This window comes from Methanocalculus alkaliphilus, from assembly GCF_024170505.1.
Lineage (GTDB): Archaea > Halobacteriota > Methanomicrobia > Methanomicrobiales > Methanocorpusculaceae > Methanocalculus > Methanocalculus alkaliphilus.
The window spans coordinates 1-12,396 of sequence record NZ_JALJYG010000024.1 but is presented as its reverse complement, the minus strand read 5'-3'; the positions used below and the strand labels follow the sequence as shown (position 1 = coordinate 12,396).

Here is a 12,396-nt window from a genome sequence, read left to right as displayed (position 1 = left end):
CACCATTGCTGCTCCTCCTCTGGTGGTACAGAGAAGTTAGCAGGTGAGCACTTTTAGACCGCCACTTTTGTGCATTTCTACACCGCCATTGACAGCTTCAAATAACGTGACTGGAATATCATTCTCACCCTCAATGATTTTCCATGTCATTGGTGACCAGCCTCTTCCTCTAGGTAAATCACTTGCATGAACCACCAGATTGTTGCTGTGACGTGACAAAAGAGTGGCATTGATAATTTTCCCATAGCTCAGGTAGAAGCAAATATCACCTTCTGGTAAATTAGCTGCTTCATGCCCCCACCTGACCTCATGCCAATCATAGGTCCAGTTAATCAGGAGTTCTGGAATGAAAGCATTCATCCAGCTTCCGGAATCAGAGCAGACGCTGATACTCCACTCCCCCCCCACCAGGCTTGCTTGTAAACCCAAGTCCTTCAAATATTCGTTGTGAACGAATATTTTCTGGTTTTGCTCTTCCAAATACTAATACGCCGGATTTCTCGTCTCTGAATTTTTGTATTGCTGCATTCAACAGCGATTTTCCTATACCCCTACCCCGAAATTCAGGGGCAACAGTATAATGTAATTCCCATCCCAGTTCTTCTCTCTCAAACCGAACCTGCCCAATGGGAACCCCGGATTCGGTCTCCAGAATATAGATAGAACAACCATCTATATCCCGAAGCCTGCTGTGGAACCACTGGCGATGGGTTGCAGAAGATATTGGATCTTTAGAAAAGGAATTCTTCCGGGTCTCAGGATCATTTGCCCAGACAAGGAGCAATGCCTCATCAGCCAGAGTGGCATGACGAACATGTAATGGCGATTCTGGAGTCAGGATAAGCACGGCCAGAACGCGATCTATCCCTCTTCCATCAACGGCCAAATGACACCTTTGTGACCATGAGTCATCGATCCCATGTTCGACAAGATCACCAAGACAGTCCTGAATCAACTCTTTGGTAATGCTGTCTTTATCTCCGATCCATTGTAACAATCCTCTTTCCTGTAAACCTTCAGCAATTGGAACCTGATTATCTGCAAGCGTCACGACAACCGCGGGCAATCCCAGACACAACCTTTCCCAGCTGGTCGCCCCGGCAGCCCCGATCGCGAGATCTGCCTTTGCCATCAGGGGTGCAAGAGTAGGGATCGTACCGTGCAGGTGGACATTCGGATGCCTATGAGTCAGTGTCTTGAGGGATGCAAAATATGGGCTGTTGTTAGCGATCACCACATCAACCTCTATATCCGACCGGTTCAGGCCGATAAAAGCTTCAAGTGCACGTCCGGTCAGGTTATCCGAATCTGCACCCCCAAACGAGATGAGGATGCGCCTGATCGACCCTTTCCTTGGCGGGATACGATCATGTAGCTCAGCATAAATCGGCTGGAGGAGTGCATAATCAGAGCCAAGGAGCCGGGTGCAGCCCTCTGGAAGAAGGCCGTCATACCTATTCTCCATATCCGGAACAAGATTCTGATCGAGGAGAAGATCACAGTCATGATGCCGATCGGCAATGTCATCGATCACCATAATCTTGCTAATTAGGGGAAGCAGCCGCTCCTCCCATCGCCGATCAATCCCATAATGATCGATGATCAGCCACTCCGGCTTAATCTGAAGTGATGTAATTGCAGCTACTGTGGCGTCCGCATCCTCCTGCCAGGAGGCACCCAGCCAGGCAGCATGGGCAGACACATCATCGGGAACAAAACCCTTACGGGGAGAAGGGAGACGATGAACCGCGAATCCCTGCTCTTCGATGTGATTGCAGAGATCCCCCTCATGTTCCCGGCAGATGAAGATGACTTGCGCCCCAGAGTCCTGCAATGCTTTGGCTAAAGTAAGGCATCGGGTGACATGCCCGGTGCCGATTGTATGGGAAGCATCGGTGCGGAAGAAAATGGATTTTGGCAATGAAATCACTCTTTAAAATTTTTTCGAATGGGGAGTCCTGCATCTGATAAATAAGACTTCGCCTCTGCAGGCGATTGCTGGGTAAAATGAAACATACTCGCAGCTGCAACAGCAGAGGCTCCACAGTCCTGAATTGCTCTGCGCATGTCTTCATAATTTCCTGCACCTCCCGATGCAATAACCGGAACATCAACTGCGTCAACAATGCGTTTTATTAGAGGTAGATCATAACCCTGCATTGTCCCATCTCGGTCAATTGATGTCACCAATATTTCTCCTACACCCATTTTTTCTAATTTCTGGGCCCATAAAACAGGATCAATTTGTGTAACAACAGTTCCTGAACAACTACAGCAACGATATACTCCTTCTTGAAGTACCTTATAATCAATACTTGCGACAATACATTGTGATCCAAAACGAATTGCAGCTTCTTTAATAAAATCCTGTTTCATATAAGCGGCAGTATTAATAACAACCTTATCTGCACCGGAAGATAGAAGTTTTGTAATATGATTGATTTTCGTTATACCTCCACCAACTGTGAAAGGAACAGTGCATTCAGACGCAAAACCTTTTATTGATTCATAATCTGGTTCTCGGGATTCTCCATTTGCTGTAATATCAACAAGTATCAACTCGTCAACATCCCGGAGATTATAAACCTTTATAGCAGGCAGGACAGATCCAATATAGCGCCAGCTATCAAAACCAATCCCCTTCACAAGACCAGTACCTTTCCAAAGAAGCGTTGGGATTATCCGTACCTTTAACATATTATAATTCCACAAAGTTTTTTAGAAGCTGTAATCCTGCTTTTGAACTTTTTTCGGGATGAAACTGAGTCCCCCAAATCGATCCTTTGCCGACAACTGATGAAAAAGAAACCCCATAATCTGTTTTGGCAAATATGTGTTGATCATCAGTTGGTTGGAATGTATAGCTATGAATAAAGTAAAAATCCGAGCCATTGGGAATATTATTTAGAAGTGGGCAATGTTGGTTTGTTACCATGACATCGTTCCACCCTGCATGAGGAACACGCTCATTGCACCCAATTTGTTTCAGGTGAATAACATTCCCAGGGATTAAATCTAGACCTTGAATCATTCCACCCTCTGTTCCTTGAGTGGCAAGTAATTGCATACCAAGGCAGATTCCAAGAATTGGAATTTTTTCTTTCATAACTGCATCTTGGATGGCTTTCCCCAATCCGTGTTTATTTAATAAGGATATTGCATCATAAAAACTCCCTACTCCGGGTAAAATTATACGCGACACCCCGGTTAACTGATCAGGTTCATTGGTGATTGTACTTTTCTCACCTACCTTTTTTAAGGCATTTTGTAATGAGCCTAGATTTGAAATACCCAAGTTTATAATAGCAATCATGATAAACAAAGATTGAAATGAGTTACTCTGTAGACTTTAACAATAGATAGGCAGTATCAGTCAGTGTGTTGCACTTATTGCATAACCTATTCAATTTCCTCCTCTTAATTCCCTCAATTAATTTCGCATAACTCTCATTGTTCCATATTTCAACAAGATCATCCTCTAGAATGTTTCCCATAACTAATTGGCTTGTAAGATCGTAACAACATGGCACTACATCTCCATTCCATCGAATTGTAATTGTATTTAATACATGATCGCATTCGGTTGCTTCATTACTGTCTGGATCTGATAAAACGTTAAATAATTTGTCATCAACAACCATATCTGGCCATCGCATTGCAAATGTGCTTTTAAAACCCTGAATTCCCTCAAAAAATTCTTTCTGAAGATAATCTGGAATAGGGGCATCTTCTTTCATTTGATCATGATGATAGATAAATTGAGTAGTGGCAATCCAAATGTTTGGCAAATTACAATTTTGTTTTTTTTTAATTTGAATGAGTTTATGTATATTATCTTTTATTATATGAAAATCCGAGTTTCTACGAATAAAATTATTTTCACCAGGACTTGTTCCATCTAATGAAAATTCAATTTCATCTAGCCCACAATCTATTAAATTGTGGATATTATCATCATTTAATAACATACCATTTGTTACAGTTTTAATCATTGCTTCTGGACAGACCTTCCGCAATAATGAAACCATTTTAAAAAAGTGGGGGTTTAAAAAAGGTTCACCACCGTGATATAAAACCAATACTTTTATATCGTTGGAGTATTTTTTTATTTGATTCAGGATAATTAAAAAATCATCCCATTTTAAAACCCCACGCGTCATCTGAACAGTTCCAGTCGGGCAATGAGAGCAACGAAGATTACAAGCACTTGCAGGCTCAATCCGAACAACTCTTGGAAATGGTCTCATTAATTGTCACCAGAATTTCATGTATTATCATAATTGACTTTTATAAGATTGCCTCGTTTGTCTTTCTTTAAATTACCGGATTTGTCTAGCTGGAATATTTTTTTATTGGTAAATTTATCACAAATTGTAATGAATTCCTCAACATCCAGATCAAGGGGCCGTAGAATCTCCTCTAAAGATTTTCCAAGGTACTCCCAAGGAAACATACCATCATGTTGTTTAACAATCTCTAATGCATCCTGTCGTGTCAAACGTCCACGTCTGACGTGCATGCAGACCAAATCTGTTGCTCGACCAAAACCGAATTTTAAAAATTTGAAGTAATCATGTATACCTGTTTGATGGTTATCCAAATTTTCATAGCTGACCATTGATCCTTCAACAGTTTTATGGTACGTAGTCATCCCATAAGCCTGAGAGATAATAGCATTGGACAATCCATCCCAAGGAAGGTAATATCCAAGGAATAGACCTGTCACACCTACTCGGGCAAGTTCATCATCAGAGGGGTATGTATACGGAATAAGATGGTGGTTCTTAATATTTTCTATACCCGCTACATCGGAAACTCGTAACCCAAGTAGCCCTCCAAATTCTTCAAGCCATCTTCGGGTTAATGTATTACTTTCAGCAGCAGCTGCAGGACCACCATATTCATTCTGAGAATTTTCTCCCCAAATGATAAGAGGAATATTAAATTGGACTGCCACTCTAACAGGAATGGTAAAGATACCCACGTGCTCTGGCCAGGAAATGTCCCCTACCTGCTCAAGACCGATTCTATTGAGTTTGGCTCGAATATTTGGATTTGGAGAGAATTCAACATAATCCACACCCAATTGTTTTAAATTCTCAATATTTTTTCTGCCGATACTTGATAGATCGCATGTTGTCGAAGTAACACAAAGAGGATTCATTCCCAGCTGGAGGACTCGAATAACCTGGTATGTGCTATCTTTCCCACCACTCACGGGAACAATGCAATCCCAGTTACTCCCATCTGCATTGCGGTATTTATCCAGGATTTTTTGTAACTCATTCTTTCTACCTTCCCAATCTATTTCCTTACGGTGTTCATAGTTTCGGCAGGCACTACATACACCTTCAGCATCAAGCTGGATATCCGGTTTGGTGCTTGGCATCACACATTGACGGCAGTAGGTTATCATATCAATACTCCCTTTTCAATAAAAACCAGTTAATGTCATCCTGAGGATAGTTGGGATCTCGATGATAGACAAATCCATAATCAATAAGTCTAAGATCAGAATAAGTATCAAGGATCTCACCACAGAAATCACGTTTAAATAAGCGTTCATTATGACCCCTGTATGGTATTTGGACTGGACTTGGGTTATAATATTCACTTATCAGCAGATATTTTCCGGTTGATTGATATAATTTTTCATACACTTGAGATAAATAATCTGGATTAATATGAATTAAAACTCCCTTAATCATTGTTAAATCGTAAACTACTTCTGGTTTATAATCGAGTATTGATGTATGAAAAATATTCTCTGGTGGAAGAAGTGATTGTAATTCATCAACTGCATCTTTGTTAATTTCAATAGCATATTGCTTTTGTTGTGGATAGAGAAGTTTGAGAGCTTTGAGATTCATACCAATATTTGCTCCAAACTCAATGCAGGTTTTCGGTTTTTCTGCATTACATAACGCTTGACAAAAAAAAGCAATATTTGATGCCAATAACTCTTCACCCTGATTTCGTTTTATATACTCTGATCCAAAATCTCCGGCCCAGAATAACTCCTGCTCTGTTAGATAATCGTTTTTCATAATTTAAACTCCATTACTCTATTAATCGAATAAATATTAGTTATCTTCTCTTCATTTTCACAAGCAGATCGTAAAGTATCTCAGCACGGATCCAGTCGTCAGGCGTGTCAATATCCTGTACTCGGTAACGCGGTAGAATGGTCGGTACAGCATAATTCGAAAATAGGGGTAATCCTTGGACCCATGCTTCTGAACGTCCCCAATAAAACTGACCCGCATCATGGTACGCTTCTTCCAGATCCTGTGATCGTGTTGAGAAGTGTTCGGGTTTAAACATCTCAATCCGGCCATCTGTTGATATCTTTAGAGCACGTTGTATCGGAAAAGGGTAGCTCGTGACGGAGAAGGCATAATCACTTCCAGATTCCTTGAGGGCTTCAAGACCATGTCGAATATCATCCAAAGTCACAAAAGGAGCGGTTGCATAAATACAACAGACATGATTAAATGATATACTCTTTTCAGCAAACCACTCTATTGCATGCCGAATCACTGGAATGGTGCCAACATAATCATCTGATAGCTCTTTCGGGCGCATAAATGGCACTTCAGCACCCCATTCACGAGCAACAGCTGCTATCTCTTCATCATCTGTTGAGACGATGATCCTATCAAAGCACCCACTCTCTAATGCAGCTTCTATCGACCAGGCGATGATCGGCTTGCCGCAAAATTCCCTGATATTCTTTCGAGGAATCCGCTTACTTCCTCCCCGAGCTGGAATAACTGCAAGCCTCATCCAACCACCGCCCCCCGTAATGCATCTACAACCTGATCCTGTTGCTCATCAGTCATTGTTGGATACATCGGGAGGCTTATCGCCTCTGCATAATATTGTTCAGCTTCAGGATAGTCGCCCTTCTTGAACCCCATTCTTTCATACCATGGTTGGGTGTGTACCGGAATATAATGAAGGTTGACTCCAATATCGGATTCACGCATTGATTCAAACACTTCACGATGGGATTTTGTAATCGCACCCAGCTGTAGCCGAATCACATACAGATGCCAGCTTGAATAAGCATCGGGGTGTTGCAAAGGAACCGTGACTAGAAGATCCGAAAGCAGGCGATCATACCGCTCAGCAATCTCATGGCGGCGGGTCACATACTCATCAAGCCGATTTAACTGAGAGATGCCAAGAGCTGCCTGAATGTCAGTCATCCGATAGTTATATCCAAGATCAATCTGCTGATAGTACCAAGGGCCATCGGCTGCATGGGTCATCAGTTCTGGATCACGAGTTATGCCATGGCTTCTAAGCAGCTGCATCTTTCCGGCAAGGGCAGCATCATTTGTTACAGCCATTCCTCCTTCGGCAGTCGTGATGATTTTTACAGGATGAAAGCTGAAGACGGTGATATCACTGTATCTGCAACACCCGACAGGAAAATCTCTGTACCGCCCCCCAAGTGCATGTGAAGCATCTTCAATCACCTTGAAACCATAGCTTTGTGATAACTCATGAATTCTCTTCATCTCACAGGATTGTCCACAGAGGTGTACTGGGACGACAATATCTGGTAAGCAACTTTTCTCATCTGCATCAGAAAGTTTCTTCTCCAGTGCTTCAGGAGAGAGGTTGTAGGTGACAGGATCAATATCTACAAAATCAACCTGAGCACCACAGTAAATAGCACAATTAGCAGATGCAACAAAGGTGATCGGGCTCGTCCATAATCGATTCCCCGGTCCAAGCCCAAGCGCAAGGCATGCTACATGAAGAGCTGAAGTGCCGCTATTTACCGCCACACCATATCTGGCACCAACCTTTGATGCCACCGCCTCCTCAAACCGAGGCACGACCGGTCCCTGGGTGATGAAATCTGACTGTAGAACCTCGACAACCGCGTCGATATCCTCCTGCCTGATATCCTGCCGTCCGTACGGGATCATACTAGCCCGGAGATATAGTTGATATGTTTGATCTCATCAATGGTGAGGAAATGGGGATTCTTCCCGGAATTGTATTCAAAGTCCTGATCAACCGGATGACCTGCCTCTCCCTGTTTGTTTGTTGTAAAATTTACCTCATATGAATATTGAATAGTCGGTTGGATCACATAATGATCATCAAACTCAAGCGTTAGATGCGAATCATCCCTTGGGCACATCACCTCATGCAGCTTCTCTCCAGGCCGGATCCCGATGATCCGTTGCGGGAGATTCGGTGCCATTGCAGTTGCTAGATCCACGATCCTGATTGATGGAATCTTCGGGATAAAGAGTTCACCCCCTTGCATCCGCTCAAAGCTCTTCAGCACAAAATCAACCCCCTCCTGTAAGGTAATCCAGAACCTGGTCATCCTCTCATCGGTGATTGGGAGGTGATCGGTGCCATTCTGGATGAGATTCTTGAAGAACGGCACGACCGATCCCCGTGACCCAACCACATTCCCATATCGCACCACCGAGAACCGAGTCGGATCCTGCCCGGCGATATTATTTGCTGCCACAAAGAGCTTATCGGAGGCGAGCTTGCTTGCTCCATAGAGGTTGATCGGGTTTGCCGCCTTATCTGTCGAGAGCGCAATCACCTTATGCACCTTATTAGCAAGCGCCGCGTGGATCACATTCTCTGCACCATAGACATTCGTCTTGATGCACTCCATCGGATTATATTCTGCGGCCGGCACCTGCTTTAAGGCGGCGGCGTGGATCACATAATCCACGCCCCGCATCGCCATAATCAGGCGGTCGCGATCGCGGACGTCGCCGATGAAGTAGCGCATGCAGTCCTGATTGAAGATCTGGCTCATCTCGAACTGCTTCAGCTCGTCACGGGAGAAGATTATCACTTTCTTTGGATCATACCGCTCCAGAATGGTCTTTGTGAACTGCTTGCCGAAGGAGCCGGTGCCCCCAGTGATAAGGATTGATTTGTTGTTGAACATGATCTAACATCTCTTTTTTTGTAAATTGTTGAAGTTGGATTGGCTTCTTTGTTACGATGATACGTGAGAGTAATTTATATCTGAGCGATCATTCATACACTCTTTTTCACATCTAAGAGCATCTAAATATGGAAGAGCACTTACATGTACACAACCAATTTGAGCAGGGATAGGTAGATTTAAAATATATGCAATTGCAAATCTGTGACATCCCCCTCCACCAAAAAAAGGCTCACCATAAGGTCCAACGTGTATTAAAACCCCACCCAATTCTCGAAAGTTATTGGGGTATATTTCCTCCATTGTTCGCAGTCGTCCCTCTTCTTTAATTTGTTTGAAAATTTCATCGAGCTTTTCATAACGACATATGATATCTTTTTTATCATAACACCCATCAGCACCGGGTATTTTGTCAATCAGCTCATACATAAAATCAAATAATCCAGTTTCTTCCCATGAAATATTATTAGTCCAATGGTCAATAGAAAATTTGATTTTTGGAAATTTAGAGAGAGGAATTGCATGTTCAAGTGGCCAATTATCTTTAATCACTTCACCTGAGTCTCTTCGTCCATTTAAAACCGGACTTGTAATAACCATCTTGATATTTCGTGGATAAATCCAAATTCTTTCAGCATACTTAGGTGCTGAAGAACCGTAATGTATTTTATTATTAAAATCTATCCAGAATATTCTGGATCTATATCTAAATTCCTTTATTATATAAACAAGAGTCATTATTACCTTTATCAATAATGAGAAGAAACCCTCTTCATTAAGAATTTTTTGAGACTTATTAATTAAACGTTTTAAAGCCAATTTTTCACCCCTTCCTCTCCATAAACTCCTTGTGTGAGCCGCTCTCCACAACCTTTCCCCCATTCATTAATTAATTTTAAAAATTAAATTTGTTTATTTTGACCAAATATTAATTGTCCATTAATAACTCTCGTAGTTTATTGCATACTATAATCGAGCCAGGTGTTTTTAATGAACATCCAAATATGTATTCACGCAATTTTTTTTGTTCTACATCATGTCTATTCCATATTTGACAATTATTATGAAAAAGGGTCGTAGAGATTTTATTATTATCATAGTCAAGTAAATTAAAATTGGGTAAATAATCCCTCATAACAAAATCAAGTCCTTTCCCAACATATTTATTTTGCTCGGGTAGATTGAGTAAGACTAGCTTACACCCACAATAAATTGCACTAAATATTGATCCTCCATAATCTGCAAAAATGTAGTCAGAGGCTGAATATATTTGAGTCAAATTACGACTGCTTTTTATATCAACGAAAAAGCCATACTCTTTCAACTTTTGCACAAGCAATGGGTTATCTCGAGTCCGATGAGGATGTGGGCGGCAGATGATATTATACCTTTCTTGTAGTTTGGATAATTCAGGAGCCCAGAGAAGAATATTTCCATCAGGTTTTTCTTGCCAATCAACACGTGATGGCATCCAATAGATCAACTCTTTTTTTCTATCAAGTTGAAACTCATCAACCAACTCATTATAAAAATTATTAGAAACATCAAATATGTCATCATATCGAGGATAACCAATTATAAACGCTGGTTTATTCGTTTTTTTAGATATAGTTGTATAATCCAACTCACCATGACAAAAAAAATAATCAAATGATTCGGTCCGTGAAGTGCCCGGATGGTCTTCTGATATATCCATACCTCTTGGAAAGCATACACACTTTTTACTCACTGCTTTCTCTGGATATATTTCTCGCCTATAATGTACTTTTTTAGCACTTTCACCAAGAGCTACTGGTCTTTTAAAATATCTCAATAGTAGTTTGGAAACCCTTGACCTGTCTAGTAAGAGACCAATAGATCTAGAATATAGGCGTATAGAAAAATATTTTATATCAGAGAAAAGATTTCTTTCTTGAGATCTAATTGTGAAATTACCTGTTCCCACCACTATTTTATACTTTTGCTTTGATCTCAATAAATCACTAAGATTTTTAAAGTTGTACCCATAATCAGAAATATACTTCAGTATTTCATTCTTTTCATTACTAGAAGCCAAATCATTTACAATAATTTCAAATTCATCTCTTTCAAGATTTTTAAAAATATTATTATAATAGTCGATTTGACGAGGATCTATTAGGAAAAAACCAATTCTATTTATTAACATCGTTTGCTCCTGATTATTCCATCTATACAAACCATTTCCTATAAATTCATAGTAATAGATTGGGAAGTTATTCGATCAATTCTTTCAGAGTTATTCATATCCTTCCCTTTTGAATGAAAATGCATATGAACTCCCATCTTGTTCATCTTGACGCATGCTGCTCTTGTTACATCATAAGTTTATTAATCATTTTGAAAAGCAACCTCAACTTTACCACCCAATACTCTCCCCATCCCCACCATGAAAATCCGATCCCCCGGTCATCATCAACCCATACGTAAGTGCCAATCCCTTATAATACTCAACCTGCTCTTCTGTATGCTTTGCATAATACACCTCCACCCCATCCAACCCTAACCCGACATACCGCGCAATATCTTCTTCACCAAGCGTACTCCGATCACCAAGATAACCTGGATGCGCAAGAACAGCCACACCGCCAGCCTCATGAATCAGTGAGATGGCATCCGCGGGCGTTATCTTAAACCGCTCAATATATGCCCTTCCGCCGCTGCCGATGTACTCTGTTGTGAATGCTTCAGACTGCTCTTCAATATAGCCCATCTCCTGCATTACCCGCGCAATATGCGGTCTGCCGATAAATGTTGTTCCTGAAATCTCACGCACCCTTTCAACGGTAATCTCGATCCCAAGCTCATTGAGTTTCTCCACCATACGAACAGCCCGATTCTCCCGGGCATCAATCATCTTTTGGATGATGGCATTTAAACTGCAATTCGTGGGATCAATGAAATAACCCAGGATATGAATCTCCTTTTTGCCGTCTATTGTAGAGAGTTCGATTCCAGGGATCACCTCCAGATCAAACTCGCGGCCAGCTCGGCATGCCTCTTCGATGCCATCGATCGTATCATGATCGGTGATAGCAATGGTGGAGAGCCCTGCATCTTTTGCCGCGATAACTAGCTCACGGGGGGTGAGGGTGCCGTCGGAGGCGGTGGTGTGGAGGTGGAGATCGGCGTATTTTGGAGGAGGTCCATCTGTTTCAAGAGCAAGGATCTCCTGTTCTTTACCAAATATCCAGCGATCCAGCCGATTTTTCATACAATCCCCGCTGCTTTTAAAATACCATAAGCGATGTCTTCAGGGCTGGGTGCTGTTTCATCATTACAAATTGTATAATCAGAAGTTTTTGGAGGGGTGAAGGGAAGATCGATCCCAACAACATTTGTGAGAACTTCGAATAACCTCGTTCCATCGAAAGTACTTTATAGTGTGTGATCGATCAGTACTCAATGAGCACGTTCTTTAATTTTGCAATTAAGGA

Annotated in this window: 13 protein-coding genes; all 13 read right to left on the bottom strand. The window is 41.6% G+C overall.

From position 1 onward, the window contains the following. Positions 1–36: 36 nt before the first annotated feature. The gene (locus J2T58_RS10745) at positions 37–360 is read right to left on the bottom strand and encodes a formyl transferase (RefSeq protein ID WP_253489886.1); all 324 of its coding nucleotides are present in this window, start codon (positions 358–360) and stop codon (positions 37–39) included. A gap of 13 nt (positions 361–373) precedes the next feature. After that, positions 374–1,921, bottom strand: a complete 1,548-nt coding sequence (pseG, locus tag J2T58_RS10740) for a UDP-2,4-diacetamido-2,4,6-trideoxy-beta-L-altropyranose hydrolase (protein ID WP_253489882.1) — start codon at positions 1,919–1,921, stop codon at positions 374–376. A 5-nt stretch (positions 1,922–1,926) separates the two neighbouring features. Beyond that, positions 1,927–2,697: an imidazole glycerol phosphate synthase subunit HisF gene (gene hisF, locus J2T58_RS10735; protein ID WP_253489879.1), complete on the bottom strand. Its 771-nt coding sequence runs from the start codon at positions 2,695–2,697 to the stop codon at positions 1,927–1,929. 1 nt (position 2,698) lies between these two features. After that, on the bottom strand, positions 2,699–3,313 hold the full coding sequence (gene hisH / locus J2T58_RS10730) for an imidazole glycerol phosphate synthase subunit HisH (RefSeq protein WP_253489877.1): 615 nt from the start codon (positions 3,311–3,313) through the stop codon (positions 2,699–2,701). Positions 3,314–3,335: 22 nt separating this feature from the next. Beyond that, entirely contained in the window at positions 3,336–4,247 is a 912-nt protein-coding gene (locus J2T58_RS10725) for a radical SAM/SPASM domain-containing protein (RefSeq protein ID WP_253489875.1), read from the bottom strand. A gap of 17 nt (positions 4,248–4,264) precedes the next feature. Beyond that, entirely contained in the window at positions 4,265–5,416 is a 1,152-nt protein-coding gene (locus J2T58_RS10720) for an N-acetyl sugar amidotransferase (RefSeq protein ID WP_301287547.1), read from the bottom strand. Position 5,417: 1 nt separating this feature from the next. Continuing rightward, entirely contained in the window at positions 5,418–6,047 is a 630-nt protein-coding gene (locus tag J2T58_RS10715) for a pseudaminic acid biosynthesis-associated methylase (RefSeq protein ID WP_253489873.1), read from the bottom strand. Between the two features lie 40 nt (positions 6,048–6,087). Further along, a complete protein-coding gene (gene pseF, locus J2T58_RS10710) occupies positions 6,088–6,786 on the bottom strand; it encodes a pseudaminic acid cytidylyltransferase (RefSeq protein WP_253489871.1) in 699 nt (232 codons plus the stop codon). Continuing rightward, a complete protein-coding gene (gene pseC, locus J2T58_RS10705) occupies positions 6,783–7,943 on the bottom strand; it encodes a UDP-4-amino-4,6-dideoxy-N-acetyl-beta-L-altrosamine transaminase (RefSeq protein ID WP_253489869.1) in 1,161 nt (386 codons plus the stop codon). The genes pseF and pseC overlap by 4 nt, the downstream gene beginning before the upstream one ends. Next, positions 7,940–8,941 (bottom strand): UDP-N-acetylglucosamine 4,6-dehydratase (inverting), encoded by a 1,002-nt coding sequence (gene pseB, locus J2T58_RS10700; RefSeq protein WP_253489865.1) that lies wholly within the window; start codon positions 8,939–8,941, stop codon positions 7,940–7,942. The genes pseC and pseB overlap by 4 nt, the downstream gene beginning before the upstream one ends. A gap of 51 nt (positions 8,942–8,992) precedes the next feature. After that, positions 8,993–9,823 (bottom strand): hypothetical protein, encoded by an 831-nt coding sequence (locus J2T58_RS10695; RefSeq protein ID WP_253489862.1) that lies wholly within the window; start codon positions 9,821–9,823, stop codon positions 8,993–8,995. 46 nt (positions 9,824–9,869) lie between these two features. Further along, a complete protein-coding gene (locus tag J2T58_RS10690) occupies positions 9,870–11,108 on the bottom strand; it encodes a CDP-glycerol glycerophosphotransferase family protein (protein WP_253489859.1) in 1,239 nt (412 codons plus the stop codon). Positions 11,109–11,318: 210 nt separating this feature from the next. Further along, complete coding sequence (locus tag J2T58_RS10685) at positions 11,319–12,173, bottom strand: PHP domain-containing protein (protein WP_253489856.1); 855 nt, start codon at positions 12,171–12,173, stop codon at positions 11,319–11,321. Between the last annotated feature and the right edge of the window lie 223 nt (positions 12,174–12,396).